Source organism: Mesorhizobium sp. B2-4-14 (assembly GCF_006442155.1).
Classification (GTDB): domain Bacteria; phylum Pseudomonadota; class Alphaproteobacteria; order Rhizobiales; family Rhizobiaceae; genus Mesorhizobium.
Genome location: NZ_VFVA01000004.1, coordinates 42,338 through 65,385, shown reverse-complemented (window position 1 = coordinate 65,385; position 23,048 = coordinate 42,338). Strand labels below are relative to the sequence as shown.

The 23,048-nt window shown below is 63.0% G+C and carries 26 protein-coding genes and 1 riboswitch; of the genes, 13 read left to right on the top strand and 13 right to left on the bottom strand.

Annotation, left to right across the window (positions count from 1 at the left end; translation table 11 throughout):
• Positions 1 to 57: 57 nt before the first annotated feature.
• A complete protein-coding gene (locus FJ938_RS05070) occupies positions 58 to 918 on the bottom strand; it encodes a LysR substrate-binding domain-containing protein (protein ID WP_140613084.1) in 861 nt (286 codons plus the stop codon).
• Between the two features lie 224 nt (positions 919 to 1,142).
• Between FJ938_RS05070 and FJ938_RS05065 the strand changes: the two genes are divergently transcribed.
• Complete coding sequence (locus FJ938_RS05065) at positions 1,143 to 2,090, top strand: DMT family transporter (RefSeq protein ID WP_140691729.1); 948 nt, start codon at positions 1,143 to 1,145, stop codon at positions 2,088 to 2,090.
• On the opposite strand, the gene FJ938_RS05060 is transcribed toward FJ938_RS05065, so the two are convergent.
• The 3 genes from FJ938_RS05060 to FJ938_RS05050 form a co-directional block, all read right to left on the bottom strand.
• Positions 2,091 to 2,462 (bottom strand): response regulator, encoded by a 372-nt coding sequence (locus tag FJ938_RS05060; protein WP_181165763.1) that lies wholly within the window; start codon positions 2,460 to 2,462, stop codon positions 2,091 to 2,093.
• Positions 2,463 to 2,604: 142 nt separating this feature from the next.
• The gene (gene hpt, locus FJ938_RS05055; protein ID WP_140613087.1) at positions 2,605 to 3,147 is read right to left on the bottom strand and encodes a hypoxanthine phosphoribosyltransferase; all 543 of its coding nucleotides are present in this window, start codon (positions 3,145 to 3,147) and stop codon (positions 2,605 to 2,607) included.
• 22 nt (positions 3,148 to 3,169) lie between these two features.
• Positions 3,170 to 3,814, bottom strand: a complete 645-nt coding sequence (locus FJ938_RS05050) for a hypothetical protein (RefSeq protein WP_140692068.1) — start codon at positions 3,812 to 3,814, stop codon at positions 3,170 to 3,172.
• A 252-nt stretch (positions 3,815 to 4,066) separates the two neighbouring features.
• Here FJ938_RS05050 and ftsE point away from each other — a divergent pair, with 252 nt between their 5' ends.
• The 3 genes from ftsE (at position 4,067) to FJ938_RS05035 (ending at position 6,550) form a co-directional block, all read left to right on the top strand.
• A complete protein-coding gene (ftsE, locus tag FJ938_RS05045; RefSeq protein ID WP_027041732.1) occupies positions 4,067 to 4,726 on the top strand; it encodes a cell division ATP-binding protein FtsE in 660 nt (219 codons plus the stop codon).
• Positions 4,719 to 5,705 carry an ABC transporter permease gene (locus tag FJ938_RS05040; RefSeq protein ID WP_140691726.1) on the top strand — a complete coding sequence of 329 codons (987 nt, stop codon included), beginning with the start codon at positions 4,719 to 4,721 and terminating at the stop codon, positions 5,703 to 5,705. Before ftsE ends, FJ938_RS05040 begins: the two co-directional genes overlap by 8 nt.
• Before the next feature lie 122 nt (positions 5,706 to 5,827).
• On the top strand, positions 5,828 to 6,550 hold the full coding sequence (locus FJ938_RS05035) for a YdcF family protein (RefSeq protein ID WP_140691723.1): 723 nt from the start codon (positions 5,828 to 5,830) through the stop codon (positions 6,548 to 6,550).
• Positions 6,551 to 6,568: 18 nt separating this feature from the next.
• Here FJ938_RS05035 and FJ938_RS05030 read toward each other — a convergent pair whose 3' ends face one another.
• Complete coding sequence (locus tag FJ938_RS05030; RefSeq protein ID WP_140691721.1) at positions 6,569 to 7,198, bottom strand: pyridoxamine 5'-phosphate oxidase family protein; 630 nt, start codon at positions 7,196 to 7,198, stop codon at positions 6,569 to 6,571.
• Positions 7,199 to 7,283: 85 nt separating this feature from the next.
• A complete protein-coding gene (locus FJ938_RS05025; protein ID WP_140691719.1) occupies positions 7,284 to 7,754 on the bottom strand; it encodes a DUF1348 family protein in 471 nt (156 codons plus the stop codon).
• Between the two features lie 120 nt (positions 7,755 to 7,874).
• Here FJ938_RS05025 and FJ938_RS05020 point away from each other — a divergent pair, with 120 nt between their 5' ends.
• A complete protein-coding gene (locus FJ938_RS05020) occupies positions 7,875 to 8,777 on the top strand; it encodes a LysR family transcriptional regulator (protein WP_140691716.1) in 903 nt (300 codons plus the stop codon).
• A gap of 123 nt (positions 8,778 to 8,900) precedes the next feature.
• Positions 8,901 to 9,689 (top strand): 1-acyl-sn-glycerol-3-phosphate acyltransferase, encoded by a 789-nt coding sequence (locus FJ938_RS05015; RefSeq protein WP_140691713.1) that lies wholly within the window; start codon positions 8,901 to 8,903, stop codon positions 9,687 to 9,689.
• Between the two features lie 20 nt (positions 9,690 to 9,709).
• On the opposite strand, the gene FJ938_RS05010 is transcribed toward FJ938_RS05015, so the two are convergent.
• The 3 genes from FJ938_RS05010 to FJ938_RS05000 form a co-directional block, all read right to left on the bottom strand.
• Complete coding sequence (locus FJ938_RS05010; RefSeq protein ID WP_140691710.1) at positions 9,710 to 10,336, bottom strand: LysE family translocator; 627 nt, start codon at positions 10,334 to 10,336, stop codon at positions 9,710 to 9,712.
• 89 nt (positions 10,337 to 10,425) lie between these two features.
• On the bottom strand, positions 10,426 to 11,373 hold the full coding sequence (locus tag FJ938_RS05005) for an aldo/keto reductase (RefSeq protein ID WP_140691708.1): 948 nt from the start codon (positions 11,371 to 11,373) through the stop codon (positions 10,426 to 10,428).
• Between the two features lie 124 nt (positions 11,374 to 11,497).
• Positions 11,498 to 12,019, bottom strand: a complete 522-nt coding sequence (locus tag FJ938_RS05000; RefSeq protein ID WP_140691705.1) for a gamma-glutamylcyclotransferase — start codon at positions 12,017 to 12,019, stop codon at positions 11,498 to 11,500.
• Positions 12,020 to 12,170: 151 nt separating this feature from the next.
• On the opposite strand from FJ938_RS05000, the gene FJ938_RS04995 reads away from it, so the two are divergent.
• Together FJ938_RS04995 and FJ938_RS04990 are read left to right on the top strand one after the other, a co-directional pair.
• Positions 12,171 to 13,169 (top strand): DUF2125 domain-containing protein, encoded by a 999-nt coding sequence (locus FJ938_RS04995; protein WP_140691703.1) that lies wholly within the window; start codon positions 12,171 to 12,173, stop codon positions 13,167 to 13,169.
• A 5-nt stretch (positions 13,170 to 13,174) separates the two neighbouring features.
• The gene (locus FJ938_RS04990; protein ID WP_140691701.1) at positions 13,175 to 14,104 is read left to right on the top strand and encodes a sugar kinase; all 930 of its coding nucleotides are present in this window, start codon (positions 13,175 to 13,177) and stop codon (positions 14,102 to 14,104) included.
• A gap of 7 nt (positions 14,105 to 14,111) precedes the next feature.
• Here FJ938_RS04990 and FJ938_RS04985 read toward each other — a convergent pair whose 3' ends face one another.
• Positions 14,112 to 15,047 carry a prephenate/arogenate dehydrogenase family protein gene (locus FJ938_RS04985; protein WP_181169007.1) on the bottom strand — a complete coding sequence of 312 codons (936 nt, stop codon included), beginning with the start codon at positions 15,045 to 15,047 and terminating at the stop codon, positions 14,112 to 14,114.
• Positions 15,048 to 15,053: 6 nt separating this feature from the next.
• Entirely contained in the window at positions 15,054 to 16,163 is a 1,110-nt protein-coding gene (gene hisC / locus FJ938_RS04980; protein WP_140691696.1) for a histidinol-phosphate transaminase, read from the bottom strand.
• A 135-nt stretch (positions 16,164 to 16,298) separates the two neighbouring features.
• A riboswitch (SAM riboswitch) is annotated at positions 16,299 to 16,376 on the top strand.
• Between the two features lie 118 nt (positions 16,377 to 16,494).
• On the opposite strand from hisC, the gene FJ938_RS04975 reads away from it, so the two are divergent.
• The 3 genes from FJ938_RS04975 (at position 16,495) to FJ938_RS04965 (ending at position 19,329) form a co-directional block, all read left to right on the top strand.
• Positions 16,495 to 17,664: a homoserine O-acetyltransferase gene (locus tag FJ938_RS04975; protein ID WP_140691694.1), complete on the top strand. Its 1,170-nt coding sequence runs from the start codon at positions 16,495 to 16,497 to the stop codon at positions 17,662 to 17,664.
• Positions 17,661 to 18,275 carry a methionine biosynthesis protein MetW gene (gene metW / locus FJ938_RS04970; protein ID WP_140691692.1) on the top strand — a complete coding sequence of 205 codons (615 nt, stop codon included), beginning with the start codon at positions 17,661 to 17,663 and terminating at the stop codon, positions 18,273 to 18,275. Before FJ938_RS04975 ends, metW begins: the two co-directional genes overlap by 4 nt.
• A 115-nt stretch (positions 18,276 to 18,390) precedes the next feature.
• The gene (locus tag FJ938_RS04965) at positions 18,391 to 19,329 is read left to right on the top strand and encodes a glycosyltransferase family 2 protein (protein ID WP_140691690.1); all 939 of its coding nucleotides are present in this window, start codon (positions 18,391 to 18,393) and stop codon (positions 19,327 to 19,329) included.
• A gap of 50 nt (positions 19,330 to 19,379) precedes the next feature.
• On the opposite strand, the gene FJ938_RS04960 is transcribed toward FJ938_RS04965, so the two are convergent.
• Complete coding sequence (locus FJ938_RS04960; RefSeq protein ID WP_140691688.1) at positions 19,380 to 19,700, bottom strand: DUF1330 domain-containing protein; 321 nt, start codon at positions 19,698 to 19,700, stop codon at positions 19,380 to 19,382.
• A 375-nt stretch (positions 19,701 to 20,075) separates the two neighbouring features.
• On the opposite strand from FJ938_RS04960, the gene FJ938_RS30235 reads away from it, so the two are divergent.
• Positions 20,076 to 20,354 carry a glycosyltransferase gene (locus FJ938_RS30235; protein WP_281409092.1) on the top strand — a complete coding sequence of 93 codons (279 nt, stop codon included), beginning with the start codon at positions 20,076 to 20,078 and terminating at the stop codon, positions 20,352 to 20,354.
• The gene (locus tag FJ938_RS04955; RefSeq protein ID WP_281409091.1) at positions 20,341 to 21,009 is read left to right on the top strand and encodes a glycosyltransferase family 2 protein; all 669 of its coding nucleotides are present in this window, start codon (positions 20,341 to 20,343) and stop codon (positions 21,007 to 21,009) included. Before FJ938_RS30235 ends, FJ938_RS04955 begins: the two co-directional genes overlap by 14 nt.
• A 91-nt stretch (positions 21,010 to 21,100) precedes the next feature.
• Here the strand turns inward: FJ938_RS04955 and FJ938_RS04950 are convergent, their stop codons facing one another.
• Positions 21,101 to 22,927: an ABC transporter ATP-binding protein/permease gene (locus tag FJ938_RS04950; RefSeq protein ID WP_140691686.1), complete on the bottom strand. Its 1,827-nt coding sequence runs from the start codon at positions 22,925 to 22,927 to the stop codon at positions 21,101 to 21,103.
• Positions 22,928 to 23,048 lie beyond the last annotated feature (121 nt).

Sequence of the window (23,048 nt, the reverse complement as noted above, 5' to 3'; positions counted from 1 at the left end):
GCTTTCCGTCAGGACGGACAACAGAGGACGCGAAGCGGCGGCGATCAGCCGAAGCATTCAGACGCCTTGCCTGAACGCTTCCCGGATCGCCTCTTGCATGCCGTCGATCGCCTCGCCGGATGCGTTCGGGTTGCGATGCATCACCACATTCGAGGAATCGATGGCGCCGAACCCATCGACGGATGACAACTCACGGCAGCCGTCCGGAATGTTGCTGCGCGAAATCGGCGCGATCGCCAACCCCGAGGTGACGGCAAGCTTCAGCCCGCCATTGGTGTCGCTCATATAGGCGACGCGGTAGGCAAGGCCGCGCTGCTCCAGCGATTTGATGGCGAAATCCTTGCACCAGCCTGCCCGGTTGTAGAGGGCGATCGGCACCGGACGTTCTTCATGCATGTGATGCAGGTTCGAGGTCACCCAGACGGTCGGATCGTGCATCAGCACCTCGCCGCCGGACGGATCCTGCCATTCGAACACCACGCACAGATCGAGTTCACCGGCGGCGAGGGCCGCGATCTGTGCCCCCGAATGCGCGTAGCGAACGGTAACCTCGACCTGGGCGTGGCGTTTCGAAAACGCGCCGAGCGCGCGTGACAAGATGGCGAGGCCATATTCCTCGGGAATGCCGATGCGCACCGGCCCGCCCAGCGGCGCCGCGGTGATCGATGCCGCTGTCTCGTCGAGCAGCGAGACGATGCGGCGGGCATTGACGATGAGTTCGCCGCCCCGCCGCGTCAGCACGACGCCACGTGAACCGCGCTCGAACAGGCTGTCGCCGACCAGTCCTTCAAGCTTTTTCATCTGCATCGACACGGCCGACTGGGTGCGGCCCGCCTGCTCCGCCGCCTTGGTGAAATTGCCGGTCTCGGCAATGGCCACGAAGGTGCGCAGGAGATCGCTGTCGAGGGTCGGCCGCATGGAAATCCGCCATAAGAAAACTTGATTGCTGGCATCATTCCAATTCGTTTGCAACATGTCAAACGCCGAACGATAGTCGCCAGACCCATTGGATATGCGGCTGCGAAATCAGCCGTGGACCAATCAAAGAGTCCTCACTCGTGCCCGCTACCCGAAACGGTGGCGGGTTCTTTTTGATCCGAAGTCGGACGCTTCGGGTCGTACGCGCAGGAGCCTGAACGCAGATGCACAATAGGATGGTGCGCGGCATCCTGAGCCTGTGTCTGGGTGTGCTGGTCTTCTCGCTGCAGGACCCGCTGGTCAAATCCGTGTCGAGCGGTTATCCGGTGACCGAGGTGATGGCGATCCGTTCCGTCATCGCCTTGCCGATCCTGATCGTTCTCGTCCACGCCGATGTCGGCCTGCGGGCGATCCTGTCGAAACGGTTCGGCCTGCTGACGGTGCGTGCCTTCATCCAGTTCACCTCCTACACGGTGTACTATCTGGCCATCGCCGCCCTGCCGCTGGCCGACGCCGTTGCGCTCTATTTCATGGCGCCGCTGTTCATCATGGCGCTGGCCGGACCCTATCTTGGCGAGCGCGTCTCCTGGCAGACGCTGGCGACCGTACTGATCGGGCTGCTCGGTGTTGTCGTGATGGTGCGGCCCGGCGCCGGGCTGTTCGACGGGGCAGCGCTGTTGTCGTTGGGCTCGGCGGCGCTCTACGGCTTCTCGCAGCTGATGACGCGCAAGATCGGCGACACCGAATCGTCCACCGTCATGGCCTTCTATCAGAACGGCGCTTATCTGGTCGGCGCCGCCGCGGTCGCCGCCACGTTTCACCTTGCCGGCGTAACCCACGCCGTTCACCCGAGCCTGGAGTTTCTGGTGCGGCCGTGGATATGGCCGACGCTGCCGGATTTCCTCAAGATGGCCTCCTGCGGTTTCGTCGCCTCGGCCGGCATGATTCTCTTATCGCAGGGCTACCGGCTGGCGCCGGCCAACCGCGTTGCCACCTTCGAATACACCGGCATCCTGTGGTCGCCGCTCTGGGGTTTTCTGTTCTTCGCCGAAGTGCCGCGGCCGACCACCGTGATCGGTGCCTCTCTCATCATCGGCGCCGGCCTGCTGGCGCTCAACGCAGGGCGGCGCCGGAGCACGGCGCCGGCGCTCGCCGCCACCGATCCAGCCTGATCAGGCGAAGCAGATCAGCGCCTTATCCACGCGTGAACGGATCTCGGCCAGTGTGAACGGCTTCTGCACGACATCGAGGATGATGCCGTTCAGTTCCTCGGCGCGCTCGCGCTGGTCGGCATAGCCGGTCATCAGCATGATCTTCATCGCCGGAAAAAGAGCGGCCGCCGCGATTGCCATCTCAATACCGTCCATCTCCGGCATACGGATATCGGAAACGACGAGGTCGTAACCGCCATTCGCGGCCCGGATCAGCGAAAGGCCTTGCGCGCCATCCGCGGCGATATCGATTGTGTGGCCGGCGCGTTCGAGCGCGCGGGCTGCGAGGGTGCGGACGGACTCATCGTCCTCGACGATCAGAAGCTTTGCCATGGCCGGCATATTTGGCGGGCAAAAGTTGACTTTTCCTGAACCGGAAACGCAGCAGCCGCGAAATCCATCACCGCCGCATCGAACAATTACCACGACGATTTTTGAGCACGCCTACAGGTTCGCGATAATGCTCCCACAAATCCTAAGCATCGCCTTTCACAACACCGACGAACGGCAGTTCGCGAAAGGCGTGGGCGACATCCATGCCGTAGCCGACGACGAAATAATCGGGGCAGTCGAAGCCGACATAATCGGCATTGAGCGCGGTCTGGCGGCGCATGCGCTTGTCGAGCAGCACCGCTATGGAACAACTCCTGGCGCCACGCGACAGCATCAGGTCGCGCGTGAAGGTCAGCGTCTTGCCCGATTCCAGAATGTCGTCGATCAACAGCACGTCGCGGCCGGCAACCTCGTTGTCGATGTCGCGCAGCACCCTCACCTCGCCACTGGTGGTGCCGGCGCCGTAACTGGAAATGAAGATGAATTCGACCTCGGGCGACAGGCCGACATCGTGCATGGCGCGGATCAGGTCGGCCGCGAAGACGAACGAGCCTTTCAGCACCGAGATCACCAGCAGATCATGGTAATCGTGCTCGGCGATCTCCTTGGCGAGCTCGAGATTGCGCCGCGCGATCGCCGATGCCGAAAACAGGACTTCGATGTCCTTGTTGCGTACGATGGGCATTGATGGCCTTCCCGATGATCGCCTACTCGGCGAAAGTGACCAAAACGGTTCTTACGCCGTTCTTAGGCACGCCGAGCCGGCTGGCAAAGCCGAATCTTTCGCCCGAGGCCAGCGCGTGGCCGGATGTCCCCAACGTATAGCGGGTTGTGCGCCCGTCATTGCCCGTCACCCGGATTTCGAGCGGCGGCAGGGTCGCCGGGCCCGTGCCGTCATTGGCGGCCTCGCCATCGACGAACAGCACAGGATTCGCGCCGGAGGCGTCGACGCGCGAGGTGACGCCTGAAATGGTCAATGCCGAAGCTTGCACGCCGGTCAGTAACGGCGCCTGGCGCACCAACGCATGTCCGCCGGAGATCCAGAAGGCGGCAAGGGCGGCGCCGATGCCGACGATCCAGAAGATCGGTCCGCCGCGCGAGGCCGGCGGCCGCTCCGCCGGCGCCTCTGGCTTACGCAGCATATCCATGCCCTCTACGGGCGGCGTGATAATCGGGCGCGGCTGCGGTGGTTTGGCTTGCGTGGCCGCGGCTGTCCGCGGCATCACGACATAATCGGCATCGACGATATCGGGCGCCGGACCGCGCCAGATCCGGTGCGCCACGGCAATTGCCGGCGGATCGGTCATGATTTCGCCGGAAACCGGGCGCGCGGTTCGCTCGTCAGCCATCATGGCCCAGTATTGCACCTGTTCGCTTTTCGTTTCTTTTGCGTAAACACAAATGGTTAACGTTTCACCACCGGAGCCCTCGTGACGCGCCGAAAGAGCATAGAAATTAACCGCCGGTTAACCATGCCGGCCGATGGTCTTTTCCCAGAACGGGCCGGCTCGCCGGTTCTAAATCAAAGAGGTGGAGCATGATGTCGTCCGAAAGCCGCTTCACACTTTTCGGCATCATGCTCTAGGAATTTCAGGTCGCCGAAATTGATTCGCTTCGAAAATGTCGGCCTCCGCTATGGCATGGGTCCGGAGATACTCCGCGACATTTCCCTGCACATACCGGAGCGCTCCTTCCAGTTCCTGAGCGGCCCTTCGGGCGCCGGCAAGACGACATTGCTGCGCCTGCTCTTCATGTCGTTGAAACCGACGCGCGGCCTGATCACCATCTTCGGCAAGGACCGCTCGCGCATCTCTCGCACCGAATTGCCGCATCTCAGGCGCCGCATCGGCGTGGTGTTCCAGGATTTTCGCCTGCTCGACCACATGACCACCTACGAAAATGTCGCGCTGCCGCTGCGCGTGCGCGGGCGCGAGGAAGCGAGCTACCGCACCGATGTCACCGAGCTGTTGAAATGGGTTGGGCTGGGCGAGCGCATGCATGTGCTGCCGCCGGTCCTGTCGGGCGGCGAGAAGCAGCGCGCCGCGATCGCCCGCGCCCTGATCGAACAGCCCGAGATCCTGCTGGCGGACGAGCCGACCGGCAATGTCGATCCGCCCCTGGCGCGGCGCCTGCTGCGGCTGTTCATCGAGCTCAACCGGCTCGGCACCGCCGTGGTCATCGCCACCCACGATCTTGGCCTGATGGAACAGGTCGACGCACGCCGCATGATCCTGGCTGGCGGAAGGCTGGATGTCTATGACTGAGCTGTCCGCAGAACACCTGGAAGACCGTGACGCCGAGTTGGCCGAGGCAAGGCCGCGCGCCCAGCGCCGGATGGCGCCGATCGTGCCGGCGCAAAACATCGCCGGCCGTGCGCTGGTCCTGGTCATCGCCATCATGACCTTCCTGTCCTGCCTCACCTTCGGCGCGGTGACGCTGGTGCGCGACACCGCCTCGGTCTGGGAGAACCAGATCTCGCGCGAGGCGACGATCCAGATCAAACCGGTCGATGGTCTCGACATGGAAGCAGCGCTTGCCCAGGCTTCGCGGATCGCCGGCGAATTCCCCGGCGTGCAGTCGACAAAGATCATCGACCGTGAAGCCACGGCAAGGCTTCTCGAACCGTGGCTGGGTTCGGGCCTCAACATCGACGACCTGCCGGTGCCGCGCCTGATCATCGTCACCATTGACGAGAACAGCCCACCCGACTTCGCCGCCATGCGCGCCGCGATCGCCCCGAAGCTGCCGAGCGCATCGCTCGACGATCACCGCACCTGGGTCGACCGGCTGGTGGCTATGGCCCGCACCACGGTGACCATCGGCATCGCCGTGCTGGTCTTGATGCTGTCGGCGACCGTGCTGACCGTGGTGTTCGCAACCCGCGGCGCCATGGCCGGCAATGGTCACATCATCGAGGTGCTGCATTTCGTCGGTGCCGAGGCGCGGTTCATCGCGCGCGAATTCCGCCGGCATTTCCTGGTCACCGGCATGAGGGGCGCGGCCGCCGGCGGCGCGGCGGCGGTGCTGGTCTTCGTCGTCTTTTCCTGGTGGTCGTCGCGCAACATGGCGACGCCCCAAGCCGATCAGGCAACCGCCCTGTTCGGCAATTTCGCCATCGGCTCGGCAGGCTATCTCGGGGTGCTCATGATGGTGCTGGTGATCGGCGCGCTGACGGCGGCGACCTCGCATGCCACGGTCGTAGCCTATCTCAGTGACATCGACGTTCGCCAACCCGATGCATGAAAAAAGGGGACGCGCTTTTGGGTCGACGGCCGGGATGAACGCAGAACGATCACGGATGGAGAATTTGCGTAACGCAAAGTGCGACTTTTACCTACCAAAGGCCCCATTTCGGGATTAACCATATGGCTATGGACGTGCGGGATTCGACCGGGACGGTTGGACAGATGCCGTTGGTGGCTCGTTCGCGCGCCCACGGCAGGGTCAGCCGTTTACGGAGCGCCCTGCGTTTCTCCGCCCTCTCCCTCCTAATCCTCGCAACATTGTTTGCCGGCGGCTTCGGCTGGTTTGCCAACAAGGTCAGCCACTTGACCACGCCAGCCAACCCGGCCAAGGCCGATGCCATTATCGTGCTGACCGGCGGCCAGTCCCGCCTCGACGCCGCGATGGACCTGCTGGCGTCCGGCAAGGGCGAGCGTCTCCTGATCAGTGGCGTGCACCCGTCCGCCAGCCGTCGCCAGCTGCAGGCCGCGACCGGTGGCGACAAGAAGCTGTTTTCCTGCTGCGTCGACATCGACCGCGCCGCGCTCGACACGATCGGCAATGCCGAGGAAAGCGCCAAATGGGTCGAAAGCCATGCCTACAACACGGTGATCCTCGTCACCAACAACTACCATATGCCGCGCAGCCTCCTGGAAATGGGCCGGCTGCTGCATGGCGCCAAGCTGGAACCCTACCCGGTGGTCAATTCCAATCTCGACAATGGTGGCTGGCTGACCAAGCCGCAGGCCCTGCGCGTGCTGTTCACCGAGTACAACAAATATCTGCTGGCGCTGGCACGCGGCATCGTGCCGGTGAAGCAGACGCCCGACGGCCTCGCACTGGCCGAGACCGCGGCTGGCGGCTAAGCCCTCGGCGCTGCATCATCACGCTTCGTCTCTCCCTTTCGACGCCTTCAGGCGCATAATCTCCTGCTCGAGCTGTTGAATACGCCTGTCCCGTTCACCGAGGGCCGCCGTCACATCCGCTGCCTCGAAACGCTGCGGAATATGTTGCGGGCAATTGGCGTCCCAGGCCGAAACCGTGAACAGGATGACCTGCTCGGGACGCGCCCTGTAATCCTGCGGCATCAGTCTCGCCGTCAGCTCGGCATCGTTTTCGACGACGCGCGCCGTGCCCCAAACCTTGATACGCTGGCGCAGCATGTAGTCGATTAGGAACAGGAAGGCGCGCGGGTTATCGGCCAGGTTGCCCTGCGTGATGAACTGCCTGTTGCCCGAAAAATCGGCGAAGCCGATCGTCTTCTCGTCCAGCACCTTGAGAAAACCGGCCGGCCCGCCGCGATGCTGGATGTAGGGCTGGCCATCGCCGTTGGCCGTCGACAGAAACACGCTGGTCTGCGCTTCGATGAAGGCGGCAAGGTCCGGCGTGATATTAGCCTGCCAGCTGCCGCGCTCCTCAACTCGGGCGTAAGACTGGCGCGAGCCTTTGCGCGCCTGGATCGCCTTGACGGTCGGCGTAAAGGCGACGTCGCTGGTGAATGCATGCGCGTTCATCGAAAGCCTCCTTGCCCGCAACGGGACCTATGGCAGTTGACGCGACTCCGGACCGAAACCGTTTCAAACTTTTCCTGGAGTTGCTCTAAAGCCCGAGCTCAGACAATGCTGGATGGTCGTCCGGGCGGCGCCCGAGCGGCCAGTGATACTTGCGGTCGGCCTCGCTGATCGGCAGGTCGTTGATGCTGGCGATGCGCAGGCGCATCAGCCCATGTTCGTCGAACTCCCAGTTCTCATTGCCATAGCTGCGGAACCAGGAGCCGCTGTCGTCGTGCCATTCATAGGCGAAGCGCACGGCGATGCGGTTGCCATGGAAAGCCCAGACCTCCTTGATCAGCCGGTAGTCGAGTTCACGTGTCCATTTGCGTGTCAGGAAAGCCTGGATCGCATCGCGCCCCTGCAGGAACTCGGAGCGGTTGCGCCAGCGGCTGTCGGTCGTATAGGCGAGCGCGACACGTGCCGGGTCACGCGAATTCCAGGCATCCTCCGCCATGCGCGCCTTCTGTGCTGCCGTTTCGGCGGTGAAAGGGGGAAGCGGAGGACGGCTCTCGGACATCGCGGTTCCTTCATTGACAGGGCCGCCATGTGCGAGCCGTTTCATCAGATGTAAGGTCTTCCACGATTTAAATGCAGATGGCATATTCGCAATCCATCCTTCCATTTTCTGGAAGCCGCAATGGATCGTCTCGAGGCCATGTCACTCTTTGTAGCCGTGGTGGAGGCAGGCAGCCTTTCCGCCGCGGCCCGCCGCTTCGGCATTCCGCTTGCGACCGTCAGCCGCAAGGTTTCAGATCTGGAGCGCCATCTGAACACCCGTCTACTGAACCGCTCGCCTCGCCGGCTGACACCGACCAATGCCGGCGAAGCCTATCTTGCGGCCTGCCGACGTATCCTCGACGATATCGATGAGGCGGAACGCACGGCGGCGGGCGAGTACAGCGCCCCGACCGGTGAGCTTGCCATCACCGCCCCGGTCGTCTTCGGCCGCCTTCATGTGCTGCCGGTCGTCACCGGCTTTCTCGCCGCTTATCCCGACGTCAACATCCGGCTCACCCTGGCCGACCGCGTAACCCAGCTGGTCGAGGACCATTTCGATCTGGCGCTTCGCATCGGACAATTGCCAGACTCGAGCCTTGTTGCCCTTGGGGTCGGCGCGATCCGCCGCGTCGTCTGTGCCAGCCCTGCCTATCTGGCCGAGCACGGCACGCCCATGAGCTTGGATGACCTGGACGCGCACAGTTGCGTCACCTTCGAGGGGCTTGCCTCCGCCGCCCAATGGACCTTCGCAAGCGGCAAGAGGGAAGTCGCGGTGCAGGTCCGTTCGCGGCTTCAGGTCAACACCGCCGAAGCGGCGATCGACGCCGCGATTGCCGGCGTTGGGCCGACGAAGGTGCTCTCCTATCAGGTCGATGCCGCGGTGCGGTCAGGCATGTTGCGTATCCTGCTGCGGGAATTCGAGCCGGAACCGTGGCCCGTCAGCCTGGTGCATGCGGGCCACGGCCTGTTGCCGGTCAAGCTGCGTGCCTTTCTCGACTTCGCCGCCCCGCGTCTGAAGGAGCGACTGGCCCGATTGGGATAGCGTGACCGGATCAAGGCCGCGTTTGCGGACCTTGCTTCAGCATCGGTCGGGACAGGCCTGGGCCATTTCCTTTTTCCCCGCGCTTGGTGTAACCAACGCACACTTCCTCACCGGACCTCCCCGATGCTCTATGTCAGATCGCTGGCGTTCAACTTCGCTTTCTACGTCAATCTGATCGTCCAGATGATCCTCTGGACGCCCTACTATTTCCTGTCCCCCCGTCACCGTGCCTGGTTCGTACCAAAATTCTGGTCGCGCAGCTGCATGTGGCTCTATGACAAGATCGCCGGCACCAAAAACGACATCACCGGGCAGGAAAACCTGCCTGAGGGCTCTTTTATCCTGGCACCCAAGCACCAGTCGTTCTGGGACGCGATCGCCTTCTTCCCTTTCCTTCAGGACCCGCTCTACATTCTCAAGCGCGAGTTGACCTGGATCCCCTTCTTCGGCTGGTACATCATGAAGATGCGCATGATCCCGGTTGATCGCGGCAGCCGCTCCAAAGCCTTGAAGGCGGTGGTCGCGGCGACCAAGGAAGAGATGGCGCGCAACCCACGCCAGCTGATCATCTATCCCGAGGGCACGCGCCGGGCGCCGGGCGACGAGCCGGCCTACAAATACGGCATCGTCGAAATCTATACGCAGCTTGGCGTTCCGGTGGTACCGGTCGCCCATGTCGCCGGCCTCTATTGGCCGCGCCGCAAGTTCCTGCGCTATCCCGGCACCATCAAGGCGCGTTTCCTGCCGCCCATACCGCCGGGCCTGGCCAAGGATGAGTTCATGGCGCGGCTGATCGGCGAGACCGAAGCCGCCTGCGACCAGCTTCTTGTCGACGCATCGCGCGCTCCAAACCCTCCGGCCCTGCCGCCTGCGGCGATCAAGCGGCTGGGGGAACTTGGCGTCAAGGCTTAAGCGAACGCCCCGGCTGGCAATCAGCCGTAAACCGCCAGCGCCGTGGTCAGCACCAGCGTCGCGGCAAAGACCAGATTGATGATCCGCGAGGCCGCCGGCCTGCGCAACATGCCGGCGAACGCCGCCCCGGCGGCAAGCCAGAGGGCGTGGATGGCAACGATCATCAAGGCGAGAACACCGAGCTTTGTCCAGAGGCCAAGCCCGGCATCGCCCTCGCTCGAAGAAGCACCGGCGAACACGGCGGCGATCGCCACATAGGCCTTCGGGTTGGCGATCGCCAGCAGAAACCCGGCCAGCCATGTCGGGCGCGACACCTTGGCAGTGCGTGCCGCGAGCGGCGGCGCCGTGGCGATCCTGAAAGCGAGATAGAGAATGTAGGCCGCCGACGCGGCAGCCAGCAACGGCGCCAGCCCCGGCATCGAAGCAAGCGCCGCCATGAACCCGGTCGCCACGACCAGCAGCACGGCGATCGTGCCAAGCACGATCCCGCAGGTGTAGCGCAGCGAGTGGCGCAGGCCGAAGGCGGCGCCAGCGGCGGTGACGCTTATCGTTGCCGGCCCCGGGCTGCCCATGACGACGGTCGATGCAAGCACAAGCGCCAGAAGCGGGCGCCAAGGGGCCGGCTGCGAAAGAAGCGGTTCGAACATTTGCACCTCATCCTGCCCTGTGTGCGAAGGACGGTATGGCAAGACTTGAGGGTGGTCTTGGACGTTCGTGCGCGGCGGCGCGGGAAGCTTCAGCCGCTGGCCTTGTCGAGTTCGGCGATATCGTCGGCGGTCAGTTTCAGCGACGCAGCCTTGATCAGACTGTCCATCTGGCTCGGCTTGGTGGCGCTGGCGATCGGCGCGGTGACGCCTGGCCGCGCGATAACCCAGGCAAGCGCGACTTCCGCTTGCTTGGCCGAATGCCTGGCCGATACCGCGTCGAGTGCCGCAAGGATGCGCATGCCACGCGGGTTGAGGTAGTCCTTCACTCCGCCGCCACGGGGGCTTTGGCCAAGATCAGCCTCGCTGCGGTACTTGCCGCTCAGGAAACCCTTGGCGAGGCTGAAATAGGTGATGACGCCGATATCCTCGGCCACGCACAAATCGCGTAGCGGCCCATCGAACGAGGAGCGATCGTAGAGATTGTATTCCGGCTGCAGCACCTCATAGCGCGGCAGACCGCGCAGGCTCGCCACATCGAGTGCCGCCCGCAACTGGCCGCCATCGAGGTTGGAGCAGCCGATATGGCGGACCTTGCCCTTGGCGAGCAGCTTCTCATAGGCACCGAGGGTTTCCTCATAGGGCGTGGTCGGATCCGGCCAGTGCGACAGATAAAGATCGATGACATCGGTCTGCAGGCGTTCCAGCGACGCCTCGACGGCCTTTTCGATATAGGCGGCGGAGAGGTCCTTGTGGCCCTGCCCCATATCCGAGCCGACCTTGGTCACCACCACGACCTTGTCACGGTTGCCGCGGTCTTTCATCCAGTTGCCGATGATGGTTTCGGACTCGCCGCCCTTGTGGCCCGGAACCCAGCGCGAATAGGCGTCCGCCGTATCGACGGCGTTGAGTCCGGCCCCGACGAAGCGGTCGAGCAGGTCGAAAGAGGTTTTCTCGTCGGCGGTCCAGCCGAAGACATTGCCGCCCAGGACAAGCGGCGCGATGGAAAGGTCGGTGCGACCGAGACGGCGTTTCTGCAAGACGGATCTCCGTGATGTTGGGGACGGGGCGGATGTCGCCCGCGGGCCGAGGGTTCGGAGCCTAACCTAGGTCTTGACCCATCGAGGTCAAAGGCCTGGCGGCCTTTTTCCGCCAAGCCAAGGCTCACAAAGGCGCTACCTGATGCGCAACATCCTCCAGCCAATGATCGCGGATGCCCAGCGCTTCCAGATGCTTCAGCGTACTGAAGACATAATCCTCGTTGTTGCCGGATTGACCGACCGCGCCGCGCACCACGGCCGCCGCATCGGCGGCTGCCAGCGCACCGGCATATTGCTCGTGCTTGCGGTCGACGATGTAGGTAACCGCTTCGACCATATCGCCGCCGTCGAGCCGAATCTTGAGCGTACGCTCGAGATAGACGCTGGTGACGAGTTCGCGCTCGCGCAGATAGGCAATGACCTCGTCGCGCAAATCGCCGGGCACACGGTATGCAAGGCCGACGCAGGAACCGCCATGGTCGAGACCGAGCACCAGTCCGGGCCGCTGGCGCGTGCCGCGATGGACGAAGGAGTAGACACAGAGCGAGCGGCGATAGCCATGCAGCTGCGCGCGCCGCGTCTCGACATGCGCGAAACCCGGTCGCCAGATCAGCGAACCGTAGCCAAACACCCAAAAATCGCCCATATCGCCGCGCCTGATCGCAAAAAGAATGGCAATGCCGCACCGGAACACGGTGTTTTTTCCGACCGTCTCCGTCTACCTATTCGTCTCTGTCTGGTGTTGTCGGAATCGAAGGTCCGTCCACCCATACCCATGCGTTAACGAGAGCCAAAGCATGACGTCAAGTGACGACCGCCGACCAAAGTCCCGCCGCGGCCTGTTCTGGCTCGTGGCGTTCATCTTTGTGCTGTTCGCCATCTACAGCGCCGGCTGGTTCTATTTGGCCAACAGGGTCAGGACCGAAGCCGACAAGGCGGTCGCCACGCTCAACAAGAGCGGCATCCAGGCCGGCTGCGCCAACCTCCAGGTCAGTGGCTATCCGCTGAGCTTTGCCGTCTCTTGCGACAATCTGGCCTATGAGGACGACGCCAAGAACATCGCGGCCTCGTCTGGCTCCTTCAATGCCGCCGCGCAGATCATCCAGCCCCTATCGCCGAGCGCCGATCTGCGCGGTCCGCTCAGGACCTCTGTCCCCGGCATGGTGCCGCTGTGGATCGACTGGGACAATCTGCAGGCCAACGTCAGACTGTCATGGCCGCTGCCACGGCGCGTCGCATTGCAGGCGGAGGGCCTGTCCGGTCAAACCGATCCGGCCGACGACACCGATCCGGTGGAACTGTTCAGCGCCGGCAAGGCGTCAGGCCAGCTGCAGCCGAACGGTCAGGACGTCGACTATGTCGGCAGCTTCACCGATCTCGAGATCGACCCCGACGCGATTGGCGGGCGCGTGCTGCCGGCGCTCGATGCCAGCGGCGACGCCACGCTGAAGAATGGTGTCGCGCTGATCGGAACGCAGGTGAAGAGCCTGCGCGGTCAGAGGGTCGAGATCCGCAGCCTCGACCTGTCGTCAGGCACGGCGCGGGTTACCGTGTCGGGGCCGCTGTCGGTGGATGCCGAAGGCCTGGTCGACGCCGATCTGATGATCAGGATCAAGGATCCGAAAGCCGTGGCGACCATTCTTGCCGGCGCCATACCCGAACAGAAGAACGCCATCGAACAGGGCTTTGCCGCTCTCGCTCTGCTCGGCAAGGAACCGTCGATGCCGCTGAAGGTGGTCAAGGGCAAGGCCGCTCTCGGCTTCATCCCGCTCGGCAAGATCAAGCCGGTGCAATAGCTTCGATGGCAAGACCCGTGAAGCTCCTGAGTGTCGGCGCTCTGACGCTGGACACGATCCTGCGTGTCGAGGCGCTGCCCGTGCATCAGGGAAAGTTCATCGCTTCGGATGGCGTCCAGATCGCCTCCGGCATGGCCACGAGCGCTGCCTGTGCCGCACAGCGCCTCGGCGCCGAGGTGTCGTTGTGGGCGAGCACCGGCGACGATCCGATCGGCGATCAGCTGATTGCGGGGATCGAGGCGGAAGGTGTCGATTGCAGCCATGTGCGCCGCGTCAGGGGCGCCCGCTCGGCACTGGCATCGATCCTTGTCGACGCGCATGGCGAGCGCATCATCGTGCCGTTCTATGACAGCCGGGCCCAAGCCGATCCATTGGCCCTGCCGTTCGCGGACGTCACGGCATTCGATGCCGTGCTGGTCGACGTACGCTGGCCGGGTGCGGCGGCACTTGCCCTTGCGGCGGCGCGCGCTGCCGGCCTCCCGGCAATTCTCGACGCCGATACAGCACCGCTGGCGGTGCTGGAGCAGATGCTGCCGCTGGCTTCGCATATCGTCGCCTCCGAGCCGGCGGCGCGCATCGTCTGCGGGCACGCGCTCGACCCTGAGACCGCCTGCGCCGACTTGGCCTCGCGTACCGATGCTTTTGTCGCCGTCACCGGCGGCGCGGCAGGCACCTGGTGGTTCGACCGCTCGACCCGAACTGTTCGCCATGTCGCGACGCCAAAGGTCAAAGTGGTGGATACACTGGCAGCTGGTGACGTTTTTCACGGTGCCTTTGCGGTGGGACTGGCGGAAGTCATGCCGATAGAGAACGCCCTGCGCTTTGCCAGCGCGGCCGCCGCGCTCAAATGCCAGCGCTTCGGCGGCAGGCTGGGCGCACCGGAGCGAACCGAGACGCTGGCAATGATGGCGGCCCACTGGCCCGCCCAAGCCTGAGAACCTGCTAGGTTTTCGCCGGGTGCTCGACCGCCTGACGCCCGAAGTCGGGCGCGTCGATATCCTGGCCGGCCTCGATGATCGAGCGGCGCACGGCACGGGTTCGGGTGAACAGGTCGAACAGCTTGTCGCCGTCGCCCCAGCGGATCGCCCGCTGCAGGAACGCCAGATCTTCCGAGAACCGCGCCAGCATTTCGAGGATGGCATCCTTGTTGTGAAGGCACACGTCCCGCCACATGGTCGGGTCGGAGGCGGCCAGACGCGTGAAATCGCGAAAGCCGGAGGCGGAATATTTGATCACTTCCGTCTTGGTCACCGATTCCAGATCGTCGGCAGTGCCGACGATGTTGTAGGCGATGATGTGCGGCAAATGCGAGACAATAGCCAGCGTCATGTCATGATGCTGCGGGTCCATCGTGTCGATGTTGGCGCCGCAACGGCGCCAGAATTCCGACAGCCGTTCCAGCGCATCCGCATCGGTGCCCGGCAGGGGCGTGAAGATGCACCAGCGGTTGTCGAACAGATCGGCGAAACCGGCATCCGGCCCGGATTTTTCGGTACCCGCCAACGGATGGCCGGGGATGAAATGGACGCCGTCAGGGATATGCGGCTGCATCTGCGCGATGACGGAGGCCTTGGTCGAGCCGACATCGGTGAGGATCGCACCCGCCTTCAGGGCCGGTGCGATTTCCTGCGCCACCGCGCCGGATGAGCCGACCGGCACCGAGACGATGACCAGATCGGCGTCGCGGACCGCTTCCTTCGCGTCGGTGGTGTAGGAATCGCCGAGGCCCAGTTCCTCGGCCCTCTTGAGCGTGGCCACGCTGCGCGTCGAGATGGCGACATGGCGAGCCAGCCCCTCGCGGCGGATGACGCGGGCCAGCGACGAGCCGATCAGGCCGATGCCGACCAGCGCGATCTTCTCAAACATCGGTGATGTCATGGTGCTCTAGCTTTTCAGAAATGTCGTGAGCGCGGCGACGACGCCGCGATTGGCCTCTTCGGTGCCGACAGTCATGCGCAGCGCGTTGGGGAAGCCGTAGCCGGAAACGCGCCGCAATATATAGCCGCGCGCGGTCAGGTAATCGTCCGCCGCCGCCGCAGAATGCTTCTGGTCGTCCGGGAAATGAATGAGGAGGAAATTGCCGACGCTGGGCGTCACCCGCAGCCCAAGCGCGGTCATCTCTTCGGTCAACCAGGCGAGCCAGGTCTCGTTGTGCGCAACGCTGCGCTCGATATGGGCGCGGTCGCGGATCGCGGCGATGCCGGCCTCGATCGCGGTGGTGTTGACATTGAAGGGACCGCGCACGAGATTGATGGCGTCGACGATGTGCATGGGGCCATACATCCAGCCGATCCGTGCTCCACCCAGGCCGATCTTGGAGAAGGTGCGGGTCATCACCACGTTCTCGGCGCTGCCGACCAGCTCGATGCCGGCTTCATAATCGTTGCGGCGAACATATTCGGCATAGGCCGCGTCGAGCACCAGCAGCACATGCCTTGGCAGGCCGGCATGCAAGCGGCGCACCTCCTGGAACGGCACATAGGTACCGGTCGGGTTGTTGGGATTGGCGAGGAACACGATTTTGGTATGCGGCGTGACCGCGGCCAGCATCGCATCGATGTCGGCGCGCTCGTCGGTTTCCTTGACCACGACCGGCGTGGCGCCGGCCGATTGGATGTAGATCTTGTAGACCATGAACGCGTGTTCGGTGAAAATGGCCTCGTCGCCTGGCGCCAGATAGGTCTGCGCCAGCAGGCCGAGGATCTCGTCGGAGCCGTTGGAACAGATGATGTTCTGGGGGTTGAGCCCATGCACCTCGGCGATCGCCTCGCGCAGCCGCCTCGCGGTGCCGTCCGGATAAATATCGAGCCTGGCGGCCACCTCGCGCGCGGCCTCGATCGCCTTCGGCGACGGACCGAGCGGGTTCTCGTTCGACGACAGCTTGTGGACCTTGGCGACACCGGCGGGTGCGGTACTCTTGCCGGGCACATAGGCATCGATGTCCATGATGCCCGCGCGCGGGGTTGGACGTGCCTGATCCGGTGTCTGGTTCATTTTTTGCAAAATCCGTCGAAATGCCTCCACCCGGAAGCCGCAGCGGAAATACAAGCCATGGGCCGCAATGTCGAGAGGTGGCAGTGGGGCCAGCGGCCGGCATTGACGGCAAGGCGGGCGAGTTCTAGAAGAGCAGCGAACTTCCGTGGTGATTTGGCCGGTCGGCTTGCAGCCACGTTAAACAATTCGCTAAAGGGCCGTTTGCGTGATGTAACCGGCTTGCGAAGGCAATGCCGGTTTTTTGTTGTCCGTGACCGGCCGGACGAACGTATCGGCGGCGGGCGGATCGGCAGCGATTTCCGCAAACGCACGATGCAGCAAGAGAGACGTGATGGCCGCTCAGCGCGCAGGAAAGACCAACAACGAGGCCGATCAGCCGTCGAGCCCGGTGTTGCGTTTCGGGCCCGACAAGCCGCTCAAGCTCGACGCCGGCACGCTGCTGTCGCCGTTCCAGATCGCCTATCAGACCTATGGCAAGCTGAACGATGCCCGCTCCAATGCCATCCTCGTCTGCCACGCGCTGACCGGCGACCAGCATGTCGCCAACACCAATCCGGTGACCGGCAAGCCTGGCTGGTGGGAAGTGCTGATCGGCCCCGGCAAGATCATCGACACCAACCGTTTCTTCGTCATCTGCTCCAACGTCATCGGCGGCTGCCTGGGCTCCACCGGCCCGGCTTCGACCAATCCCGCCACCGGGAAACCCTATGGGCTCGACCTGCCGGTCATCACCATTCGCGACATGGTGCGTGCGCAGCAGATGCTGATCGACCATTTCGGCATCGAGAAACTGTTCTGCGTGCTCGGCGGCTCTATGGGCGGCATGCAGGTGCTGGAATGGGCGTCGAGCTATCCCGAGCGCGTCTTTGCAGCGCTGCCGATCGCCACCGGCGCCCGCCATTCCTCGCAGAACATCGCCTTTCACGAGGTTGGCCGCCAGGCCGTCATGGCCGATCCGGAGTGGCATGGCGGCAAGTATTTCGACTATGGCAAACGCCCGGAAAAGGGGCTGGCGGTGGCGCGCATGGCCGCCCACATCACCTATCTCTCGAAAGCCGCCCTGCACCGAAAATTCGGCCGCAACCTGCAGGACCGCGAAGCGTTGACCTTCGGCTTCGATGCCGACTTCCAGATCGAAAGCTATCTGCGCCACCAGGGCATGACCTTCGTCGATCGCTTCGATGCCAATTCCTATCTCTACATGACCCGGTCGATGGATTATTTCGATATCGCCGCCGACCATGGCGGTAGGCTGGCGGACGCTTTCGCCGGCACCAAGACTCGCTTCTGCCTGGTGTCCTTCACGTCTGACTGGCTGTTTCCGACCGAGGAAAGCCGCTCCATCGTGCATGCGCTCAACGCCGCCGGCGCCTCGGTGTCCTTCGTCGAGATCGAGACCGATCGCGGCCATGACGCCTTCCTGCTCGACGAGCCGGAACTGTTCGCGGCCATCAACGGCTTTATCGGCTCGGCGGCGCGCGCCAGGGGGCTCAATCCATGACTGTCAACGGTACGCAGCGCGTTGACCTCGAGGTCGTCGCAAATCTCATTCCCCCGCAATCGCGGGTGCTCGATGTTGGCTCCGGCGACGGCTCGCTGCTCGAACTCCTGCAGGACACCAAACAGATCGACGGCCGCGGGCTGGAACTGTCGCAGCGTGGTGTCAACGAATGCGTGGCGCGAGGCCTCTCCGTCATCCAGGGCGATGCCGACAAGGATCTCGAATTCTACCCGGACAAGGGTTTTGATTTCGTCGTCCTGTCGCAGACGTTGCAGGCCACCCGTAACCCGAAGCTGGTGCTCGACGAACTGCTCAGGATCGGCAACCGGGCGATCGTCTCCTTCCCCAATTTCGGCCACTGGCGGGTGCGCCTGTCGCTGTTCGTCAAGGGCCGCATGCCGGTGACCAAGGACCTGCCCTATTCCTGGTACGACACGCCCAACATCCATTTCTGCACCATCCGTGACTTCGTCAATCTATGCGAGGAACTCGGCGCGACGGTGGAAAAGGCAACCGCGCTCGACGCCAACGGCCAGAGGATCGGCCTGTCGATGCCCTGGTGGTTCTGGAATTTCTTCGGCCAGCAGGCAATATTTTTGCTGAAACGATAATGGTTGATATCTGGATTTCTTCGTGCTCCTAAGAGGTTGCTTGAATTCTTGACGCTGTAATGGGATCTCTTGGAACGTGCCGCTAAATTCCCTGAGCTATTGCCTGGTCCTGGAAATGGAGAACGCCAGGTCGGTCGATCTCGAAGAGGTCAGCGTCGGGCTGACTGCCTTGGCGCGCGAAATCGGCGCTGTTTCTTCGCTGGGTTTTGCTAGGCCACAGGTCGTTTTCTCCCACGGCGGAGACGATGCGGACACACTTTTGCTGAGAAGCAATATCGCATCCGCGGCATCGCAGCTGGAGCAGGTTGCCGACTTGATCTTCGCCGCATGCCCAGGCCGACGGTACTACGATCTTAAGAACAACGGCATTCCAGCAACCGACAGCGATGTCGTCATTTTTACAGACTCCGATACGGTTGTGGAATCTGGATGGCTCTCGGCCATGCTCGGTCCATTTCAAGATCCAGCGACCGTCGCCGTAAATGGTTACACCTACCTTTACTACGACGACTTCATGTCGCGAACGTTTGCGCTGATCTGGTTTTTCCCAATGGCGCAAAAGGACACGCGTTTTGCTTTGAAACGGGCGATAAACGCCAACAACGTGGCTTTTCGCCGTGACCGGATTTTTCCCGAAAACAATGGTTTCAAGGTTTCCTGTACGCTCCTGATGCGTGCGCTTGAGCGCGACGGCCACAAACTCGTCAGCGCCAATGCACGCGTCTATCATCACCCGCCGCGCGGCTGGCGATTCTTCCGCTGGCGCGCATTGGTGACCGGCCGCGATGCCGACCGGAAATTTAGAGAACTGGGGAGTTCCCATCGTGGCCGCCGGATCGCAAAGTCGCTCAGCCGGTGGCTGACCATGTCGTGGCGTACAGCACGGCGCGTCGTACGGCATGCCCGGCAGACGGGAATGCCGGTCTGGCAAATTCCAATGTCTCTGCTTGTCGGCCTGGCATTCTACAGTTTGGCATTTTGGGGCCAGTTCAGCTTGGCCGTGGGTCTCGTCCATGACGAGATTGAAGTTCTGCCCGACTTTGCGGGTGAATGAATGCATTCACGCCCAAAACCGACGGCACCAAACAGCAACCGCAATCGTTCCTATCCCAGGACATCCGTGGCCCTGTGCGGATGTTCGACGCCGTTGGCGAACACCACGTCGGATTGAGAATTGTTGGTGCGCAGCGACAGTATCGCCTGGTAGGCGGGCGAGTCGTACCAGCCGCGCGCATGTTGCCTGTCGGGAAACTCGATGATGATGAGGTTGCCCGGCCAGTCGTTCTCGACCACCTCCACATCGCCGTCATGCATGAGGAACCGGCCGCCGAAAGGCTCCAGCGTGGCATCGATCCTGTGCAGATACTCGGCGATCTGCGGCCCCATCTTGACTTGGCGCATATGGGCAACAGCATAGGCGGTCATGACATAACTCCCTCTGGTCGAGGCCAGCGACCGGCCTCGCAAGGACCAATCTGCCCCAACATCGACGGCGAAGCGATTACCTCTGACGTCATGGAGAATAGAGGCGATCCGCGACAGGCAGCGACATCTTCGTATCGGCGGTTCGCAAACATGCCGGGCGGCGATGGTGTTGCACTTGAAGCGCTCGGCACGGAATTCATCACTCCTCATGGGTTGAGCCTCGGTGCGATGGGGTGACATGGGCGGCTGGTTTTTGTACCCTTCGAACGAATACGATGAAGGTCACGGAAGGGGACATCCGATCCATTCGACCATCCTGAAGATCGAAGGAACAGACAGGACGCGCATTTTTGCGCTGGAACCGGCTGACGCGGCATGACCGGGAAGATGGAGTGCTCTCCCCTCATCACGGTCATCACGCCGACCCACAACCGGCGCGACACGGTGTTGCGTGCCGTGGAGAGCGTGCTTTCCCAGAGCATGCCGAAGCTTGAGCATATCGTCGTCGACGATAGTTCCACCGATGGCACGGAGGAGGCGCTGGCCCGCATCAGCGATCCGCGGCTGATCTATGTCGGCGCGAAATGGCGAGGCGCCAACGCCGAGGAATGCTGGAATCGAGCGTGCGCGGGCACCGGTGGTGACATTCCTTGATTCCGACGACGTCTACCTGCCGCATCGGCTTGCGCGCACCCTGGCCCGATTCGATGAAGATCCGGCGCTCGAAGTGCTGATCAGCTCATATGTTTCCGTGAAGAGCGGCCGCGCCACCAACTGCGTCAACCCCGAGGCCTTCGTGAGCCCCATGATGCTCGAGCGGACGCTCGTGGCGCAGACGATCTTCCTCGCCGGTTCCGCGATAACCGCCCGCCGCGAGGCCTTGCTGGCAATCGGCGGCTATGACAGCGACATCACCAGGATGCAGGACCGGGAGTTGCTGCTGCGCTTGGCGCGGCGGTGCGGCGCGCAATTGTCCGGGGATATCGACTGGACGAAATACAATTCGCAGAATTCGATTTCGCGCCGTCGCGGCGGCTATGTCGAAGCCTATGCGAACCTGATGGACAAGCATCCGTATATCGCCCACGCCTATCCGCATATCCCGCCCTACATGGTTTCGCGGCAGATCATTGCCGATATTCTCAGGGGCCGGATACCGGAGGCATTCGAGGGCTACATGGCCAACCGCTCGTCGAAGGCGCTTGGCTATTCGCTGCCGGAACTAGTCAACGGTTATGTCTGTGGCCGGCGCTGGCGCCGCGATCTCTACAACGAGTTTCGCGACACCTTTGGCGCCCGACCTGCCTGATTGCCTCTCGCCCAAAACGACCAGCGGACTTTGGGGCAACGACATGTACAAGGCGTCTCCGCGAACCTACCGGTCAAGGTCCGAAAGCAGTCTACTTCTTGCGGCGGGTGGCGACAGGCGGCGGTTCGATGGCGCCAGCCCTGACGCGGGCAGGCTTCAGCGCAGGCGCGCCGGAATCCTTCACAATTGCCAAGCCGCGCGGAAAGAACTGATTGTTGTGCTGGCCGCGCCCGATGTTAAGGATGGCCGCTTCCGGCAAATGCTTTTCCAGCACCGACAACACCCGCCTCAGCGTGGGGCCATCGAACGCGTCCATCGCTTCGTCAATGATGACCCATTTCGGTTTGCGCAAGGCGAGCCTTGCGAAGGCAAGCGAACGCTGTTCGTCATCGCCTAGCTCACGCTCCCAGCGGGCCGACCGATCCAGCGAAGACGACAGTCGTCCGAGACCGACTTCGGCAAGCACCGCCGAAATTTCGGCATCGCTGGCCGGAGCAACCCCGTTCGGATGATCGAGGACCTCGCGCAGCGTGCCGGCCGGAAAATACGGGACGCGCGGCACAAAGATGGGGGCTTCTCCCGCCGGCATGCCGATCTTCCCGCTTCCCCAAGGCCACAGGCCGGCAATGGCACGGAAGAACAGCGTCTTGCCGGCGCCCGGCTCGCCGGTGATCATCACACGTTCGCCGGTACGGATTTCGACATGCTGGTCGGCAAGCTTGGCGCATCCTTCCGGCGAGGCCACCTGGAGATTCTCGAAAGTCATGCTGCCATTCGCGTTCTCACTGAAGGTGATGCGTTTTTCCGTGCCATGCAGCGCATCGGTCTCGACGAGCGCGATGCGGAAGTCGGCGACACGCATCAGCGTGGCGCGCCAATCCGCGATGCTGCCGATGTTGTTGATGAACCAGCGCAATGAGGAGTGGACCTGGTTGAAGGCGCCTACCGCCATCATCAGCCCGCCGAAGCTGATATCGCCCGAAAAATATACCGGTGAGGCGACGAGGATCGGCGCCACCAAGGTAATCCAGCCATAGGTGTCGGTCACCCAGGACAGGTTGATCTGGGCGGTATAGATGCGCCGCATGGCGCCCAGCACCGTGCCAAGGTCGAGTTCGAGCCGCCGCTTGGCGTCGGCCTCGCCATGGTACAGCGCAATGGCATCGACATTCTCGTTGACTCGCACCATCGAGGAGCGCAGCTCCGCTTCCCTTGTGTACCGGTCGCTGTTGAGATGGATCAGCGGTCGCCCGACCAGCCAGCTCAGCCAGGAGGCGGTGCCGGCATAGAGGAACGCGGCCCAGACCATGTAGCCCGGTATGGCCAGCGACCAGCCGTTGACGTGAAACACAAAGCCCGAAGATAGCTCCCACAGCACGCCAACGAAAGACACGAGCAGGATGAGCGACTGCAGCAGGCCGACGCCGAGATCCGTCGACAGGTCGGAAAGATGCGCCGCATCCTGCTGCATGCGCTGGTCGGGATTGACCCCGATGGCGCCGGCATTGGCCAGCCGGAAGGCGCGCGCCGGCCGCATCCACTGATCGATCAGGTCCAGCGTCAACGCCTCGCGCAGCCTCAGCCGGATCATCTGGTTAAGCCACGTCTGGCCGATATTGAACACCAGAAGTCCGCCAGCGATCATTGCGAAGACAAGAAGCTGGTGCAGAAAGGCCGCCATGTCCCTGCGCGCCAGCGCGTCGTAGAAGGGCTGGTTCCAGCGGTTGAGCAGGACCTGGCCAACCGACGTCGCGATGATGACGGCCATGATGCCGACCGAAGTCCACAGCAGCCACTTGCGAACCGGCGATCCCACCAGCGCCTGCTTGATCGTCATCACCTGGTCTCGCAGGCTGCTGGTTTCGACGGCCGCAACCACCGGCCGGGAGTGGACAGCGTTGTCTGGTTGATCAGCCATACCCAATGTCCTTGCGTTCAGAAGCGACGCTGAAACCAGATGAAGAAAACCGAAGGCATCCGAATATCAACCAGGCTGCGCATTGACCACGACAGATAGGCCGGGAAAGGTCGCGCGGCGC